The sequence below is a fragment of the Algoriphagus chordae genome (assembly GCF_003254055.1).
GTDB classification, from domain to species: domain Bacteria; phylum Bacteroidota; class Bacteroidia; order Cytophagales; family Cyclobacteriaceae; genus Algoriphagus; species Algoriphagus chordae.
The window spans coordinates 48,727-67,544 of sequence record NZ_QKZT01000024.1; the positions used below are offsets into that span (position 1 = coordinate 48,727).

9 protein-coding genes are annotated in these 18,818 nt (G+C 40.4%); 4 read left to right on the forward strand and 5 right to left on the reverse strand.

The annotated features are described in order from the left end of the window. Positions 1-107 precede the first annotated feature (107 nt). Positions 108-1,664, reverse strand: coding sequence for a RagB/SusD family nutrient uptake outer membrane protein (locus LV85_RS19530; protein WP_111322603.1), 1,557 nt, complete (start codon positions 1,662-1,664; stop codon positions 108-110). Between the two features lie 28 nt (positions 1,665-1,692). Continuing rightward, the gene (locus tag LV85_RS19535; RefSeq protein ID WP_111322604.1) at positions 1,693-4,884 is read right to left on the reverse strand and encodes a SusC/RagA family TonB-linked outer membrane protein; all 3,192 of its coding nucleotides are present in this window, start codon (positions 4,882-4,884) and stop codon (positions 1,693-1,695) included. Between the two features lie 939 nt (positions 4,885-5,823). Between LV85_RS19535 and LV85_RS19540 the strand changes: the two genes are divergently transcribed. Beyond that, positions 5,824-6,015: a hypothetical protein gene (locus LV85_RS19540; protein WP_111322605.1), complete on the forward strand. Its 192-nt coding sequence runs from the start codon at positions 5,824-5,826 to the stop codon at positions 6,013-6,015. Positions 6,016-6,029: 14 nt separating this feature from the next. Here LV85_RS19540 and LV85_RS19545 read toward each other — a convergent pair whose 3' ends face one another. After that, entirely contained in the window at positions 6,030-7,847 is a 1,818-nt protein-coding gene (locus LV85_RS19545; protein WP_111322625.1) for an alkaline phosphatase, read from the reverse strand. A 254-nt stretch (positions 7,848-8,101) separates the two neighbouring features. Here LV85_RS19545 and LV85_RS19550 point away from each other — a divergent pair, with 254 nt between their 5' ends. Together LV85_RS19550 and LV85_RS19555 are read left to right on the forward strand one after the other, a co-directional pair. Next, the gene (locus tag LV85_RS19550) at positions 8,102-9,181 is read left to right on the forward strand and encodes a phosphatidylinositol-specific phospholipase C1-like protein (protein ID WP_111322626.1); all 1,080 of its coding nucleotides are present in this window, start codon (positions 8,102-8,104) and stop codon (positions 9,179-9,181) included. Positions 9,182-9,240: 59 nt separating this feature from the next. After that, a complete protein-coding gene (locus LV85_RS19555; protein ID WP_111322627.1) occupies positions 9,241-11,031 on the forward strand; it encodes a metallophosphoesterase family protein in 1,791 nt (596 codons plus the stop codon). 421 nt (positions 11,032-11,452) lie between these two features. Here the strand turns inward: LV85_RS19555 and LV85_RS19560 are convergent, their stop codons facing one another. Continuing rightward, complete coding sequence (locus LV85_RS19560; protein ID WP_111322606.1) at positions 11,453-13,198, reverse strand: RagB/SusD family nutrient uptake outer membrane protein; 1,746 nt, start codon at positions 13,196-13,198, stop codon at positions 11,453-11,455. 45 nt (positions 13,199-13,243) lie between these two features. Beyond that, positions 13,244-16,327: a SusC/RagA family TonB-linked outer membrane protein gene (locus LV85_RS19565; RefSeq protein WP_111322607.1), complete on the reverse strand. Its 3,084-nt coding sequence runs from the start codon at positions 16,325-16,327 to the stop codon at positions 13,244-13,246. Between the two features lie 695 nt (positions 16,328-17,022). On the opposite strand from LV85_RS19565, the gene LV85_RS19570 reads away from it, so the two are divergent. Then, the gene (locus tag LV85_RS19570; protein WP_111322608.1) at positions 17,023-18,765 is read left to right on the forward strand and encodes a BamA/TamA family outer membrane protein; all 1,743 of its coding nucleotides are present in this window, start codon (positions 17,023-17,025) and stop codon (positions 18,763-18,765) included. The last annotated feature ends 53 nt before the right edge of the window (positions 18,766-18,818 follow it).

Consider the following 18,818-nt stretch of genomic DNA (forward strand, 5'->3'; position numbering starts at 1 on the left):
TAATTATTATCGAGTTTCTGCTGATATCCATAAAAAAATGGCTCCAAAAAATTGGAGCCATTTCCGTAAGTAATAAATCATATTCTTATTCAGATAACCTTCCCTTCTTAATAACCAGGGTTTTGTGGAATTAGATTTGGATTATTTTGCATTTCTGGCAGAGGATAAGGCATCAAATAATGCTTAGCCTGCAAAGCTTGATTAGAACTAGGATTCACATGCCCTTCAAATTGATCAAAGCTATTGCTGGCTTCATTATACACTTTGCGCAAGCGTAGCATATCAAACCAAGTAATCTGCTCGTAGCACAGCTCATGCCACCTCTCTTTCAAGACTGCATCTCTAAATGAGTCTGCCGTAAAGCCACCCACAGATGGCGTTGTTAATCCAGCTCTGTCTCGTATCCTTGTCAAACTTTCAACAGCTAAAGCATTCGGTCCACCCACTTCATTTTGAGCTTCGGCATAGATCAACAATACTTCTGCAAATCTGATCAGAGGAACATTCAAATTATTGGCTCTATTACCAGGCTGATCTTTAGACCCTAAAGCCAACTGATTGAAATGTTTAAAGATGTAAGGCGCGCCCAAGTCAAATTCAGCACCACTCCCATTTTCATAGTAAGTGGTATAGAAATAACCCACCTGATTCAAAGCTCGAAGATCCCCGGTCTCATACGAATTGTAGAACTCTTCTGTAGGCACGGTACTTCCTGTACCAGAAGGCCCAGCGAATGTAACAGGCTTGAAGTTCGGGAACATATTATTCATAGGATTCCCAGACACGATCACATTATACTGTAGCATAAAAATATGCTCTAACCTATTGCCATTATTTTCATCATGAATTGCTGAGTAAGTAGGAAATAAATTGATCGATAGTGGATTTGAATTCGCATAATCAACGACCTCTTTCGCTTTATCAGCAGCCAATTGGTAGTGAGTAGCACCTTTGCTTAGTGGAAAACCCGCCATCGTCAAATACACTTTAGCCAGCAAAGACTTCGTAGCAGCCAGAGAAACTCTTCCACTATCATCCATCCATGGAAGCCCTGCAGCTTCAGCAGCTTTCAAATCTTCTAAAATCAGGGCGTAAACCTCTTCCTGACTAGTAGGTGCTGGCTGAAAATTCTCTGAGCTTGCCGTCTGAGGCAAAATAACCAAAGGAACATCTCCCCAAAGTCTCACCGCATAGAAATATGCCCAAGCTCGAAGGAATTTAGCCTCTCCGAGTATTTTGGTCTTCTGTACATCATCCATTGGGCTAATAGAAGGAACCTTCTCCAATACAAGATTTGCTTGAGCTATCACTTTATACAATCCATTCCACCAGTTGATCACATGCAGTGTCCTACCATCATAGATCAATCCATATAAGTTATTTAAGTCTGAATTTTGGGCTGTTTCAGTGGTAGACGTCCCAGTGGGAGCCTCCAGAAGCTGCCAAGTAGAAGAAAATATTCCAGCTCCCTCTCCAATAAATCGAGTATCAGCATAAACTGAAGCCAAAGCTGCTTCAGCATGATCAGGAATAGTATAGAAACTTTCGGGTGTCAAATTAGAGGGATCTTGCTCTTCCAAGAAACTCGAACATCCTACAAATCCTGCCGTCAATGCTCCTATTAGGAACAGTCTGCCTGCTTTGTTATATATAGTATCTTTCATTTGTTTTATCGCTTTAAGTAAATAAGGATTAAAGAGTTACCTGAATACCGAACATAAAAATTGTTGGTCGTGGATAACTATGCCAGTTCATACCCTGTGAGAAAACGTTATCACCGTTTCCACCACGTATAGGGGCCGTTTCAGGATCTCCGTTAATATCCTTACCTGTCAGTAGGAAGAAGTTCTGAGCGGAAGCATAAGCTCTAAGCCTGCTTAGTTTGATTGAACTAGTGAGGTTTGAAGGGAAATTATATCCAAGCAGCAAATTTCTACCTCTCAAAAACGATCCATCTTTTACCCAGTGAGAATCCACGTTTGTCACATATCCTGCTCTAGTATCACGGATTTCCGCAATCATGGTATTTTGATTATCAGGAGTCCAGGCGTTCAGTACAGAAGTATAACTATTGGCCAGCGCCTGACGATCTTCACTTGGGTGAAGAGTCATATCCAACACATCATTACCTATGCTGTATTGAAGCTCGACGGTAAGATCAAAATTATAAAACCTTACACTATTGCTAAAAGCTCCCCAGAAATCAGGGCTACCATTACCGATTATCATTCTATCAGAATCATTGATCGCCTTATCGCCATTTACGTCCAGATATTTCACATCTCCAGGCAGAATGGTAAGCCCATTTCTATAGCTCACAAATTCTGCTGCCTCAGCTCTTTCGGCTTCACTCCAAGTCCCCAATCTTACGAGCCCCCAGAAAGACCCTACTGGCTCACCTACTCTAATAATATTCGTCTGATTAGTGAAATTAGGACCTCCAACACCAAAAATATCTGCAGGGGTAGCAAGAGATAAAACTTTATTCCTATTCAAGGATAAGTTGAATGAGGTATTCCAAGAGAAGTTTTCTCTATCAAAATTCACAGAATTAAGTGTAAACTCAACCCCCTTATTTTCCATAGAACCTACATTACTCCTAATGGTGGCGTACCCACTTGTTCTTGGTACGGGCGAATCGAGTAACATGTCAGTAGTTTTTCTATAATATAGATCAACTTCTACATTCAATCTGTTATTAAACATCCCTAATTCTACTCCAAGATCTGTTTGAGCCGTTTTCTCCCATTTCAAATCTGGGTTTGCTAGCCTATTGATACCTGTTCCTCCTACTTGAGTTTCGTTGTAGATAGCTGAATAGTTTGAGCTCAGAAGCGAAAGCGAAGAGTAAGGTGGGATTTCTGAGTTACCCGTCAGACCATAACTGGTTCTAACTTTCAAATTGGAAATGGTAGAATTTCCTTTCAGAAACCCTTCTTCTGAAACTCTCCACGCCAAGGCTGCAGATGGGAAAAACGCATACTTATTATTGTCTCCAAATTTGGAAGACCCGTCTACCCGACCAGTTGCGGTAAACAAATACTTATCATCTAGAATGTAATTCAACCTTGCAAAGTATGAATTCAATGCTTCCCTAGATGCTCCTGACCCCACTCGCGGTAATTGGCTACCTGCACCTAGATTATTGTATAAGAAATAATCAGTGGAAAAGTTCTGGATACTGGCACTCATACCTTCGTAATTATTTTCCTGCCACGAAATCCCCAAAAGCCCCGTTACGGCATGTCTTTCAGCAAAGACTTTGTTATAGGTCAGGTAATTTTCTAAGGACCAGAAGGTATCCTTACGCAGACTTTTAGAGGCTGTACCATTTTGCCCTATTGCCAGTGTTCTGGTTTCAGATCTATCATTTTCCTGGGTGAGAATATTTACACCTACGGATGTGCGCATTTCCAAAGCATCTGAAAACTTGATGTTCGTAAATACACTCCCCAAGGTAGTTTGAGTATTTAGGATATACCTTCTTCCAGACAACCTGTGTGCGGAACTCATAGTCCCCTCAGCAAATGGATAGTCTCTATTATTAGCAAATGTACCATCCTCATACTTCACAGGCAGGAATGGAAAATCCTCAACCATTTGCCTGGCTACTGCATCAGATACATCGACTAGATTCTCTGTTTGATTGTTGTAGCTGAGGCTTCCTCCTACTTTCAACCAAGTTTTCACCTGATCATCTATAGTAAATCGAGCAGAATATCTTTTCAAATATGAGGTTTTCACTAAGCCCTCATCGTCTCTATAGCCTAAAGAAAGAGAATAAGAAGTTCGCTCATTTCCTCCAGTAAAGCCTAATTGGTGATTTTGTGACAACTTACTTTGAGTAGTCTCTTCCAGCCAATCAGTATCAAAAAGCGGATTGCCTGAACTATCAAAAACCCGTGGATCCGTTCTTCTAAGTGCTGGATTTAGGTAAGCCCATTTACCAGCTGCCCAACCTTCAGGATCATATTTCTCCATATTGGCCCATGCTAAGTCTTCCACAGCAAGGTATTGCTCAGAATTCAATACTTCAGGTCTGTTTGGGCCAATAATCGGCACACTCAAATCCATATTATAAGTCACGCTACCTTCGCCGGTATTCCCCTTCTTTGTAGTAATGAGTATAACTCCATTGGCTCCTCTGGACCCGTATATGGCAGTTGATGAAGCATCTTTGAGCACTTCTACAGACACGATATCATTCGGATTGATATAATCTATCGCACTACTTTGCTGATCCAATGTCCCCATGGGCATCTGAACACCATCAATCACATAAAGAGGATTATTGGATGAGTTTATGGAGCTAAAACCCCTAATCCTTACCGTGGTTCTTCCTCCTGGCCGACCTGAGTTACTATTCACTTGTACACCAGACACTCTACCCGCTAATGCTTGATTCAAGGAGGAGGCTGGGCGCTCTCTTAAAGCTTCAGCTCCTACTGAACCCACGGAACCAGTCAAATCACTTCTCTTAGCAGTACCATAGCCAATTACAACTACCTCATCCAATGCTGTAGCATCTGGTCGTAGTGTGACGTTGATTACGGTTTGTGAACCTACAGTTATGCGCTGAGGCTCATATCCTATGTAAGAGAAAATAATCTCAGCATCATCTGCTACCGTAATTGAAAATTTCCCGTCAATATCGGTGACTGTACCTATAGTGGTACCTGCGACTGAAACTGTAGCGCCAGGAAGAGGTAGTCCTATTTCATCTAAAACTTTCCCTGTGACAGTAACATCTTCTTGAATTGCTTCTAAAGGTGGAGAGGCGTTAGCACCTGAGGTAACAAAAGGGCTAAACATAACCAGAATGAAAAATCCATAAAGGATCCTTTTAGACTTCCACAAGAGTCGTCTTTGTAAAATTAATTTCATATTTTGAGAGGTTTATTTGTAGTATTGACTATAATTATCGCCTACAAAATTTTATTTCACGTAGGCTAGCGGGTATTGTGCGGTGAGAGATCCCTAGAATATCATCCGCTCCTTACAAAGGTTTTTTAATCATATCATTGGCAATATATTTTAGGCTAATTAAAAATTTATTTATCCCCTAGCTATTTTTCCAATTCAACTTATCCAAAAACTGGATTTTCTTCCAACAATCTTGTATTGATTCAATAATAATGAATCAAAATCCTGATATACTGATATTTACCTAAAACAATTATCAGCAAATTATCTGCAACAATTATCGCTAAATAATTAGCCTAATTGAATAATATCAATCAAAACGAATAATATATACACAAAAATGCCAGACAAGGCACACTCATTACTTCGACTATGATCCCTTATAAAAAACTTCTAAATTATAAATATTAGATGATTTCCACAAAATATTAAAGGATTCATTAAACATTTAAAAGAATAATTGGACAAAACTAATTTACCGGATCAATTGCTGAAAAATTTAACCCTAAGTTTCATTTCTCAGTTAATACCAAATTAGAAAAAATATTCATATTTTCAGACCCCTCTATATAATAATTAAAAAATATTACAATTATGTAAATTAGGACATTTAGCCTAAAAGTTTACTTATTATATCATTATCTAGTATAAAATAAAATAGAAAAACACCTAGCCATGTCATTGAAAGTAAATTCACTCCTCTCAGGTGGCATCCTACAAAATATCTGAAAACAGCTCAGCTTGTGTTCCTTCATTTTCCCTAGCCTTAATTGTCCGATACCCAATAAGTGATGTTCGATATCGAAACAGTAATTCTTGATAAAAGCTAGTCTAGACCCAGAGAAGCCCTATTTCTTAAATTGGAACAGGTATTGATTTACCTTTTCCAAAAAAACGACAATGATAAGCTTCCTTCTCTGGTGTATTCTATTTGTGCTATGCTGGCCATTGGCAATCCTAGGAATTCTACTTTACCCCATCGTTTGGTTATTGCTACTCCCTTTTAGGCTTCTAGGCTTTGCTATAGACCTTTCCTTCGACTTTATCCGAAATCTCTTTATGCTTCCTTTCACCATAGCAGGAAGACGCTAAGAATCTAAAGCAGATCACTTCTGGTGGTACTGCTTCACCAAGTTCATGATCTTATGGAAAACAGCGGAGTTCTCATACACTCCTCTGAAATCTCCTGAATGTGCTCCATAAGCGAATACAGGAACCATTATACCCGTATGATCATCGCTGTGATAAGCCAGTTCTACCGTGCTTGAAGGTATATCTCCCTGGGGAATGGATACTCCACCAGTCTCGTGATCCGCAGTGATGATTAGCAGCGTGTTTGGATTTGCATCAACGTATTGGATTACTTTGCCAATGACTTCATCAAAGTCCAACATCTCAGATACAATCGTCGAAGTACTATTCGCATGTCCACCCGAATCAATATTCGCTGCCTCAACTATCAGGAAGAATGGAGCGTCTTTTTGATCAAAAAAATCGAACGCGAAAACTGTGCTGTTCAGCAAATAATCTCCTCTCCCATCCAACTTTTTAGGCAAAGAACCTTTTGCCGCAAAATAGCCCAGACGATCAGCCTCAGTCTGTTCTAAACTTTCTAGCAAAGTAAAGCCTGCACTTTTCAGGCTTCCCAGTTCGGATTCAAAAGTATCTCCACCTCCACCGATGAATAGGTCCAATTTACTCTTAGGCAAATAAGCAGCGATCTGATCAGAATCATCACGCTCTGGGTGATGCGCGTAGAAGGATGCTGGCGTAGCTCCAGTCAGTTGATCCGTGGTAATTATACCACTTGAGAATCCATATCCGTCAAGAATGTCTGGCAAATTAGCCAAAGGCTTTCCATCAGGATCAACCCCTATAGCTCTATTATTAGTTTTCTCTCCAGTAGCATAGGCAGTAGCTCCAGCAGCTGAGTCTGTGGTAAAATCATCGGCAGCCTGAGTTTTGATCAGACCCATATTTTTGAGTTGGGTCAAATTCAGCTGATTATCATTCGAAAACAAAGCCGAAGAAATCTGCGCCAACCCATTCCCATCACCTATCATCAAAATCACATTTTCTACTGGCACATCTGCTCCATCCACCTCGAACTTTGGCATGTAAACCTCATGCTTTGAAGTATTCTGATAGATATTTGTCCCCAACTTACTCAGGTAATCAGCAGCTTCGATCGGATGATCAGTATTGATATAGTCCTCTCCCATTTCATGGAAAGCTTTCCAGGCAGACTTGCTATCCGGAGAACCCCAAAAACGAACCGATTTATCAAAACTATGAACCAGGTCAATGAAGTTTTGAATCTTTACCCGTTGCTCCTCCACGATTCTACCCTTTCCATTCCAAATAGAAAACTGACGAAAACTCAAGCTCACCATACCTATTTTATCCCAAGGCAAATCATTAGTCAGTTCCATGCTTTGGTAATCAAAAAGCATCCATTCAGGATAGTTGCCATAATCTTCAGGCTTAGGTCTATTTCCTGAAATAATCAATTTCAATCCAGCTGGATTTTTTGCCCCATAGAGCAGGTATTCATAATCTTTCATGCTTTCCAGCAGTACCTCAAGAGAAGCATAAGCTTCCGTTTTCAGATCCACAAGCAAGTGGAAATTGATCGAAGAAATCACCCCACTTTCTATCCCCTCAGAGATAGGATCTAAATACAGACTTTCAATGGTTCGTTTTGGATCAATACTAGCAGCTTCGTGAGCCGCCATGAGTTTACCATCTTTCAAAATCAAATCTACTTCAATAGAAGAAGCGCCTGCTGAATATGCCGTCCAAAAAGGCACAGTCTGCAAGTAGTCGTTATGTGAGTGGATTTGAAATTTCTCTGAGCTCTGCGCAGAAACTTGGAATACTGCCAGCAGACAAAAAACTAATAGGCTTGGATAGAATTTATGCATTCCTAAAATTAGGGCATTCATAAGTATTAAACTGCTCCGTTAAGTTCAAAAAGCAAAGGCTTAACATATTCTTAAAGTGTTTTATTAACTTATCAGAATCTCACTCTAGAATATTTCACCAGAGAACTGATTTCAAACAGGTTAAAAATAAATACAATCTTTCTAAGCACTTATCAAATCATAACATAAACGTGAAACCTGTTTTGCGGAATTTCGCTCGAAATAGATGAAAATTGCCAGTTGAAATAAAAACTATGAAATACACCACCGCCCTACTGATTTTTACTTTCTGCACGATCAGTTCACTGACGCTTTCTGCGCAAAACCTCAAGCTCAACCAGACCCAAGTCATCGGAAGCCATAATAGCTACAAAAGTCAAATGGCTCCAGAGCTACTCGCCTTTTTATCGAAGGTAAATCCTCCTGCTGCGCAAAGTCTTGAATACTCCCATATTCCCTTGGAAGCTCAACTTGATCTAGGTTTGAGGAATCTCGAACTGGACGTATTCCACGATCCTGTAGGAGGAAGGTACTCCGATCCAAAAGGCTTACAAATCATAAAAAGTGCTGGAGGAAGCGTTCTTGATTATGATCCCAGCGACGCACTTTCCAAGCCAGGACTGAAGCTTTTCCATGTGCAGGATCTGGATTTTCAATCTCACTACCTACTCTTTGCTGATGCGCTGGGAGCACTCAAAACCTGGAGTGAAGCTCATCCTGACCACTCTCCTGTCTTTATTCTGATCAATGCAAAAGAAGGAAATGTACCAGGCACCCGACCTACCTTACCCTTCACCCCATCAGCTTTGGATAGTATAGATCTGGAAATCAGGACGCATCTCGGAATGGATCATCTGATCACACCGGATCTGGTGAAAGGAAATTATAACGATCTGGAATCTGCCGTGCTTGCTGGCAACTGGCCAAATCTGGATGACGTACGCGGGAAATTTCTTTTTGTCTTGGATGAAAATGAAGAGAAAATCAACCGATATCTTACGGCCAAGCCTGAGCTTAAAAATGCTGTGCTATTCGTCAATAAAAAGGAAGGGAATTCCACAGCTGGATTCAGAATAATAAATAATGCAGTAAAAGATGAGGACTATATCAGAGAGCTTGTGAAAAAAGGATACATGGTCCGAACTCGTGCTGACTCAGACACCAAAGAGGCGAGAACAGAAGATTACACCACGTTTGAAAGCGCCAAAGCTTCTGGCGCTCAAGTCATTTCCACAGATTATTACATGCCTTCCACTTTCTTCAAATCTGATTACAAAGTTAGCTTTGAAGGAAACGTGTACGAAAGACCGAATCCGGTTTTGACCAAAAAATAGAAGCACTTGAATTGATTTTGAATAAAAACTACATCATCCCCACCCTCCTCGGCGCAGTTATGCAGCTAGTCTGCGCCAACAGTCACTTGCTGGCGCAATCTCCAGCAAGGGAAATTGCCTTTCTCTCAGACATACATCTGCAGGATGTCTATGCAGATTTGCATTCAGAGGATTTCAAAGGCGTTAATAACCCAAGAACAGGGAAGTTCGCTACCATACGAACGATGAAAAGTCAGTTGAATTCTACTCGGCTGTTCAACGAAAACTATTTTGCTTTTATCGCTGCTCTGGAGGATCTGAAGAAAAAGGGAATTCAGCTAGTTGTCCTTCCTGGCGATTTCACCGATGACGGCCAGCCGATGAATGTTTTGGCTTTGCAGAAAATACTGGATCAGTATGCGAAGGAAGCTGGAATGCGCTTTTTCTTGACCACAGGAAATCATGATCCAGTCAAACCTTTTGGCGGAGTAGCCGGCAAAAGTGATTTCCTCGGAGTCGATGGCTCCGCGCAGACAATCGCAGGTTCAGTTGAATTATACAATTCGCCATCCGCAGCAATCTCAGATCAGGTCAATTACTGGGGTTATTCTGAGATCACTCAGGCACTTGCTGCTCATGGCTTTTTCCCCAGTGAAAAAGACATTTTCTGGGCTCATCCATTTCAGGAGCTCAATTACGACAACTACAATTTTGACCAAGCTCAAGCTTCTTCCAAACTCGAAAACAGAGTCTTCCCAGCTGGAGATTCAGGACTTTTCATACCAGATGCCAGCTATGTAGTGGAACCTGTGGATGGAATTTGGCTTCTGGCGCTGGACGGAAATGTGTACACACATTCAGGGAATAAGACCGATGGAAACTGGAAAGGTTCTTCTGTAGGCTTTAACCAAGCAGCTATCCATAAAAAGCACCAACTGGACTGGATCAAAAAAGTATCTGATGAAGCAGAAAAGCGTGGCAAAACATTGATCTCTTTCAGCCATTACCCTCTTGTCGAATTTCACGACGGAGCTTCTGACGAAATGAAGTCACTTTTCGGATCCAGGAAATTCCAGCTCGAACGAGTTCCTAGTACTCAGACTAGTGAACTTTATGCTAAAGCAGGCATCAAAATACACTTCGCCGGACACATGCACATCAATGATACCGGCCTATTCCAAGACCAAACCACCAACACCATGTATAATATTCAAGTACCATCTCTGGCTGCTTTTCCACCAGCTTACAAGACATTAAAAACCACCAATCCTTCTCAGTTCGAAATCGAAACGATCTCGCTCACAGAAGTAGATCACATGAATGAGTTCTTTGATCTATACAGAATGGAGCATCGTTGGCTTCTGGAAAAACAAGATCCTGGAATTTGGGATAGTACAATTCTAGCATCCAAGGATTACCTGGAATACACCAGAAATCATCTTTTAGAATTGACCAAATCCAGATTTATACCGTCAGATTGGCCAGAAAACCTAGTCTCTCTACTAACTGCTATGAGCAATGATGAGCTGATCGCATGGAGTAAAATGACAGCGGAAGAAGGCACGTTATTTCTCGATGAGATACTCAAAAGCTTCGATCTGACAAACAAGGAGTCAGCAAGTATCATCGACGACTTCTACCTATTGAAAAATGGGGATGAGATCGGCAAAAAATTAATTCCTGAAGAGCGAATTAATTTTTACGAAGAACTTCTTGAAACTATTTCTCAGAAATCTGAGTCAAACGAAACTAGTCTAAACACTCAGCTTCTTCAGTTCTTTGGTATTTTCAACAAGCTATTCCATTCCCTTCCTTCTGATCATTTTAGCATTGATCTGAAAAACAATACCATCAAGAAAATACAGGATTGATTTTGGCAATTGTGCGATTTGTTTCTTGCTGGATATTAGGTATTAACTTTTCACAGGTTAATACCGATCGTGCCGTTGGCACTCCAACTAAATAAAAAACTTTCTAAACCCAGAATTTCATTCTGGGCATTTACTGGTCTTGCCGCTGGCAAGATGCTTAGCGATTAACGCACGTAAATAGAAATCACACCTAGAGTTTGTTCGCTATTCCTAGGCTCAAGAATGCCAACGGCATTCATCGTACCAACCCCGAATACAGCGAAGCGAAATTCGGGGACGAAGCTCCACAATGCTCAACATTGAGTGCCAAAGGCACGGTCAGTATTAAATCGGAAAAGTTTCCCCATGGTAAATTTGAGTAACCAAAAAAGCCGATGAGAAAATCTCATCGGCTTGACTTTAACAATTGGTTTAATAGGTATTAATAGCCTTGGTTTTGCACTAAGAAGCCATCTTCGCTAGATGCGCCATCAATAGCTTTTTGAGGAATCGGGAATAATCGTTTGTAGACATCTGTATCTGTTTTCTCAGTCCAGCTACCTTCATATTTACCAAATCTGATTTGATAGTTTCTTCTGAACCCTTCCCAATACAATTCAAAGCCTGTCTCACGGAAAAGTATATCCAAATCAATAGCAGTCAAGGCAGCTGGAGTTTGATCTGGACGTGCATTTCTTGACGTTCTCAAAGTATTGATATCAGCCAATGCACCAGCATTGTCACCTTTTCTCAACTTCGCCTCAGCACGCATCAAATAAATCTCACCCAATCGAACCAGGACTAAGTCAACGCTGCTGTAGCTACAGCAATTTGGAGCAGTATGGCTAAACTGATATTTTGAGAACCGGTATCCGGCATTATGTAAGCTTCCTTCGTTAGTGAAATCCACTTTTAGCGTATGGTCAACGTATCGAATGTCGGCACCACTACTTCTTCTATTGATTACTGGATAGATTCTTACTTTACCAGCATCGTCAGTCAAAATATTTCCACCATCATCCTTTCTAGGACCCCAAATGATATCTCGTAGGATCCCTCTGTTTATTTCAAACTTTGTTGCTTCTATCGAATAGTAATGATCTGAATCATTGTTTGGGTTTACACCCGTAAGATCCTGAAGATCCTCAGGGATAATTGTATTCTCTTTGAAGAAACGAGCATCTGCATCAGCTGGGTCTACATTGCCATAAGCATCTACCCAAGTCTGAAAGAAATCAGGAGTGACTGCTACTGCATCAGTTCCACGCGTGTTTGGAAATTCCGGTCTTGGTATTAGATCACCTGATATCGGCCAGTAAGCCCATCTACTATGCTCTGTCTCAAGTACACCTCTTTGGTCAAGTGAAAATATAACTTCAGGATTATAATGGTTATCATCACTGAACAAGTCAAAATATTCAGCAGATAGTGTATTCGGTCCATTAATAATGTTGTCTGTGTATTGAATCACCTTATCCATATCAGCTGATTGAAAATCAGGTGTACCATATGGATCTCTGTAAACTGCCGCATTTAGGTATAGACGAGCCAACAAAGAGCTTACTGCATTCTTGTTCAATCTACCTGGTCCTTTGTCACTTCCGATTACATCAACTACAGACAATAATTCGCTTTCGATGTAACTGATCGCCTCTTGCCCTCTAAGAACGTCTGATGTTTGGTCAGATCCTTCCTTCTTCAATACAAGGCCCCAATTATCAAGAGCCAGCATATTGAGATAAGCCTTCATAGCTATCATCTCATAAAGTGGATCTTGTGCTGCTGAATTTCCTTTTTCAACTTCTATGCGCAATCTTTCCTCTGCCAATACCGCCCTAGATAAAGTCAAAGTGATGTAAGTCCAGGCATCTCCTACCAAGCCATTGCTTGGCGTCATAAGGTGCTGATGAACGGATATAAATTTACCGCCATCAAACCAATCCGTACCTCCACGATAAGGAAGTATCCCTTCATCTGAGGCAACCTCCTGAAGGCCAAAATTAACTGTGTGTAACCACACTTGACGTAGCATACCGTAAACTGGAGCTATGGATCCACTGACAACTTCAGCTTGGCCAGTTCCCGTCAAGGACTCATCAAGAATGTCTTCATTTAAGTCGGTACAACCGAAGAAAGCGAATGCAAATGCAGCTATCGGAAGTAGTTTATAAAATCTTATATTTTTCATTTTTTTTATGCTTTTCTGTATGATTTACTAATCATCAATTTCTTTTTAGAACATTAAATTAAGGCTGAGCGAAAATGTTCTTGCTCGTGGATAAGTAAAACGATCTATACCAAAAGTTTGAATTCCAGCTGAAGTAGCACCAGTGTTGACTTCTGGATCAAATCCTGAATAATCTGATATTACAAATAGGTTTTGACCAGTAAGCGCAAATCGAGCGCTTTGAAAAACATTGCCCAATCCGACTTTATCTGTATTCAGATTATAAGCCAGCGTAGCATTATTCAATCTAAAGAAAGAGCCATCTTCCAAGAATCGGGTTGACACCGTGTTGGAATTGTTAAACGATTCTTCTGGAAACTCAGTAGCAAAATCGGTGGTATTATTTGACCTAGACAACTGTGCTTTGGTAAACAAAGACATGGCGGTGTGATTGTAAATCTTGCTTCCAGAAGTACCGTTGAAGTTCATCCCCAAATCGAATGATTTGTACCTGAAGTTCATTTGGATACCATAGATAGATTTAGGAATTGCACTTCCCACTACACTACGATCATTATCTAATACTGCACCATCTCCATTGATATCTTTGAATTTGTTCAAGCCATCTTCACCAATCCCATCAAACTGTAGCATGTAAAATGCACCTATTGGCTCGTTATTGATATACCCGTTAATGGTTGCTCCAGTCTGACCAGCACCTTGCGCTGCTCCAGTAGTCAATACTGAATAGGGAGAATCTTTTACTTCGTTTTGGATAAAGGTAATGTTACCTCCGATGCTGTAAGAGAAGTCTCTTGACTCGTCGCTGTTATAATTCAAGCCCAACTCAAAACCTGAGTTATGGATTTTCATATTCTCGATATTATTCCAATAAGTAGAAGTAGGCTGTACTGGATCCGCTGGAACTACTTCCAACAAGATGTTAGAAGAAACCTTGTTGAAATAATCTACCGTACCTGTCAATCGATTATTGAAGATTGCGAAATCAACTCCTAAGTCAAACTGTGTAGATACTTCCCACTGCAAATTTGGGTTTGCTAAACGTGTAAATACAATTCCGTATGGATATCCATCCAGTGAATTAGCATCCGTATCTATCGGGTAAGTACTCAAACTCCCAGCGCCTGTAGCCAATCTATCTTCTGAATAACTTGCTTTTGTGATCTTAGAAGGAATCTCTTGGTTACCTGTTTTTCCCCAGCTTGCTCTCAACTTAAGATTGCTGAAACCAGAGTTTGCCATGAAATCTTCTTTGCTAATATTCCAGCCCCCAGCGAATGATGGGAAGTAACCATACTTGTTATTATCTCCGAATTTGGAAGATCCATCAGCACGGAAAGTCGCTGTAAACAGATATTTATCGTCGAACACATAGTTTAGTCTACCAAAGAAAGACTGTAACTCATTTCTTACTGCAGAGGAATTCACTGTGGTAGGATATTCGGTCGTACTGTTGTGATCCTGATATCTAGGTTCAATATTATTGTCTGCAAAACCTCTGTAGGACGTGATTCTAGTTTCATCCAAAAAAGTCTGGTAAGAATGCCCAGCCAAAACAGTCACGTTGTGCTTGTAGTTATTCCAGTTATACGTAAGCGTATTCTCTACCAGCTTGTTAGCATTCGAACTAATCGCCACATCAAGAGAACCATCTGAAATATTTGATTCGTTGATTACGGCGGTGTAAGGCTTATATTGCTGATATCTATCTGTGCTTGAGTAATCTACACCAAGATTAGCTTTATACACCAAACCGTCCAAAATCTCAATGGAAGGTGCGATGGTAGCTAAAATACGATTGTTAGCAGCATTGTCACTGTACAAATCATACCTAGCAAACGGATTCAATGCATTAGTATTTAACAAGGTAGGCTCACCGTCTGTGTAAGGGGCTACCGTTGGGTTCAAGCTAAGCATATCGCTTATAGTCGATGTGATGCTCGGTCTCAAATTCTCTGTATGGGATGCAGTTAGATTATAATCTACATTTAGTCTACCATTCCAAGCCTTCTGATTCATGTTCAGTTTTCCAGAATAACGCTTCAATTCGCTATTCTTCAAGATACCTTCTTGATCCTGAAAACCAACTGACGCGAAATAGGAAAAGCTCTCCTTGTTGGCTCCACTCATCGAAAAATTGATATCATTTGAAATACCAGTTTGCGTTAATTCATCCTGCCAATCCGTATTAGCACCGAAATCTAGCAGTGCTCCACCTGCAGCCACAACTTCTCCACGAAACTCATCCGCACTAAAAACATCTATCTTATTTGCCATAGAAGATATCCCTGTAGATGCGGAGAAATTCATCTGACTTCTTCCGTCTTTACCTTTTTTCGTAGTGATAACGACCACGCCATTAGATGCTCTAGATCCATAAAGTGCCGTAGCACTAGCATCCTTCAGCACATCCATTGACTCGATATCATTCGGGTTAAGGAAATTTAGCGGATTAGAAGCTACGCCTGTAGAGGAATTATCAAGCAAAAAGCCGTCAACTACATAGAGCGGCTGAGTTCCCGAACGTAAACTTCCAATACCTCTAATGATTACATTTTGAGTAGCTCCAGGTTCTCCAGAGGTAGCAGAAATGTTAACACCAGCCATTTTCCCTTGCAAGAGATCAATTGGATTGGAAACCACACCTTGGTTAAAATCTTCTCTTTTCACCGAACCTATTGCTCCAGTGACATCTGATCTTTTCTGAGTACCATAACCTACCACAACCAACTCATCTAATTGCGTAGCATCTGGCTGCAACTGAACGTCCATAATTGATTGGCCATTTACTGAGATTTCCTGTAGAATGTATCCCACATATGAAATTTGCAGCACGGCATCTTCTCCTACCTCAATTGTATATTTCCCATCAAGGTTTGTAACCGTACCTTCTAATGTTCCCTTAATCCGAACCGTAGCACCAGGAAGTGGCTCTCCGGTTTCATCAGTTACAATACCAGAAACAGGCTGCTGTACAGATCCTAATTTTGTAACAGAGAAGTTGTTGTGTAGCTCCCCATCGTATTCAATACTCCTGGCGACTAGGCGCGATGGGCTAGAGACTCCAGCCCACATCACCATACACGCAGACGCATAGAGGATTTTAGAAAATCGTAATTTTGAATTCATAAATTTAAGTGTTGGATGACTAAGATTTTTTTTACTCAGAGCCTTCGTACTGGCTCCCTTTTCCGATGGGGTCAAAAGTATATTATATCCTATTCTACCATGTTAAGGCAGCTTTAGGCTTATATTAATTAAAGCAAAGAGCACATTAAAAAAGCCATCAGCTTAGTGACTCAAGTCTCTCTTACCCAATATCATTTACCGATAAACACCTAAAAAATAGAGACTTAAGAGAAGTATAAGCAGGAGCCAAAAAAACACAACTTACGAACCACTGTGGCTCAGGGATGAGTAAAATGAATTCATTTGTTCTCTCTAAGAATGATGTAGCTCTTCGCGCCTAAAAATTTCATCTCCTATGTTAATTCAAGAAATTGAAATCTGACTAAAACAATCAAATTCATAATCATTAAATAAAGAAAATCTCATACATCGCATTGAGTTTTCCTTACATACGCCCTTTCAATTTCATCCTTTTTTAGAAAGGCAGTTGAGACCGATAATTTTTCTGAATCCGAACAGGCTCTAACAAATCCTTCTTCAAACTCTGATTAGATTTGCAATACTGGCATAAAACCCGCTATACTTTAACTATTAGTCCGTGTAAACTAATTTGCAGGTAATTAATTCGAAATAATCCTTAAACAGTGCCAAAATTGTCCATAAAAGCTCTTTTCATAGTACTTATGCTCCTAGGCATGAGGGAGGAACTTTTTGCCCAAGATGAAAATGACAGTTCAAAAGTTTCGATCACTCAAAAAGCACTTGACAAAGGAATTGATTTGATCACCCGATCTACTAGAGATACGGTCTTGGTAGAGAAGTCTGAGGAGAAATTTCTGCCCTTCGAAGGAATGATCATTCGCACAATAAATATTGAGACTGTGGGTTTTGATTTTTCTATCTATGGAAACCAGAAGCCTATCGTCCAAAAGGTAGGTAGAATAGCTAACAAGCTTCATACAAATACTCGGGAGAAAACTATTCGCCAACATCTTTTCATCAAACCAAACCAACCTTTAAACCCTTACAAGCTTGGTGATAATGAGCGATTCCTCCGAGATCAGCGATTTATCCTTGAAAGCAGAATAATAGTAAGCCCCGTAGCAGACACTGACTCTGTGGATCTCACAGTAGTTACTCGCGACGTATTCAGTATTGGAGCCTCTGCTGGAGGAAGTTTCCCTACTGCCCCACTTTTAAAACTTTACGATGCAAATTTAGATGGAAGGGGACAAGGATTAGAATTCGACATTCTCTATGACCATGACAGAAAACCTAGGACAGGTTTTGGCCTGGCCTATTCCAAAAGTAGTCTAATGGGAAGTTTGGCAGACTTAGTGATTTATTACACACAGTTGAATTCTGGGGTAAGCCTTGGCGAAGAGAATGAATTTTCCACAGGAATTAAAATCGACAGGCCGCTAGTTTCTCCATATGCCAAAATCGCTGGTGGTGCAGGCTGGAGTCAAAACTGGTCCCAGAATGTGGATTCAAAACCAGATTCAGCATTTTTAGATTACAGATACAACATTGCGGATGTTTGGGCTGGTTACAATTTTGGGTCAGAAAAAGCTACTCGCAATAGAAGACGGGAATTCGTAGCCTTAAGACTTTTTGATGGTGATTTTATAGATAAGCCAAACCAAGAAGAAGTGATAGATGAACGTAGATATAATGATAATAAAGGAGTCCTGGGTGAATTCACCTTTTATCAACAGGATTTTTTCAAAACTCAATATGTCTATGGATTTGGACGTACAGAGGACGTTCCTTCTGGCTATAACCTCTCCTCCACCTTGGGATACATGAAAACCATGTCGATTTCAAGGCCTTACACAAGTATTAAATTGAATTATAAAGGAGCATCGAAAAACGGAAGCTTCTACGAATTAACTATGAATATGTCCACCTACTTTAGACATAGTATTTGGGAAGATGCTGTCATTCAAACTGGGGGATCATACTATACTCAGGCTTTTTCGATCGGAAAATTCAAAATGAGAAATTCTGCTTCGGCTTATTACACCCAACTCTTCAACAGAGTCACAAACGATTGGCTCACTATCGATGGAAATATCATTCCAGGCTTACGCGTGGAAGAGTTAGATGCTACCCAGCGAATTTCCTTGGGATTTGAATCAAGCCTGTACACGCCATGGTCATTGATTGGATTCCGAATAGCCCCCTTTGCATCCTATTATTGGGCGAAATTAAAATGCCCTAGCTGTGAAAATCAGTACCAAAACTTCACCGGAATAAGTCTTGGGATGAGAATACGAAATGAAAATTTGATATTCGGAACGATGGAAATAAAGGGAACTTTTATTCCAAACGATGATGAAGGCAAATCCAAATTCGCTGTTAGCTTCCGTAAAAACCTGAGATTCAGAAAATCAGATGTCTATGTAACTAAACCTGACTTGATCAATTATAATTGAGTCCAAAAACTTTGGGAAAAGATAGTAATTCCTTAGCTTTTAATAAATTACCT

Excerpts from the sequence above, each read along its gene's own strand:
- LV85_RS19530 (WP_111322603.1), bottom strand. The coding sequence starts at position 1,664 with ATGAAAGATACTATATATAACAAAGCAGGCAGACTGTTCCTAATAGGA.
- LV85_RS19535 (WP_111322604.1), bottom strand. The coding sequence starts at position 4,884 with ATGAAATTAATTTTACAAAGACGACTCTTGTGGAAGTCTAAAAGGATC.
- LV85_RS19540 (WP_111322605.1), top strand. The coding sequence starts at position 5,824 with ATGATAAGCTTCCTTCTCTGGTGTATTCTATTTGTGCTATGCTGGCCA.
- LV85_RS19545 (WP_111322625.1), bottom strand. The coding sequence starts at position 7,847 with ATGCATAAATTCTATCCAAGCCTATTAGTTTTTTGTCTGCTGGCAGTA.
- LV85_RS19550 (WP_111322626.1), top strand. The coding sequence starts at position 8,102 with ATGAAATACACCACCGCCCTACTGATTTTTACTTTCTGCACGATCAGT.
- LV85_RS19555 (WP_111322627.1), top strand. The coding sequence starts at position 9,241 with ATGCAGCTAGTCTGCGCCAACAGTCACTTGCTGGCGCAATCTCCAGCA.
- LV85_RS19560 (WP_111322606.1), bottom strand. The coding sequence starts at position 13,198 with ATGAAAAATATAAGATTTTATAAACTACTTCCGATAGCTGCATTTGCA.
- LV85_RS19565 (WP_111322607.1), bottom strand. The coding sequence starts at position 16,327 with ATGAATTCAAAATTACGATTTTCTAAAATCCTCTATGCGTCTGCGTGT.
- LV85_RS19570 (WP_111322608.1), top strand. The coding sequence starts at position 17,023 with ATGAGGGAGGAACTTTTTGCCCAAGATGAAAATGACAGTTCAAAAGTT.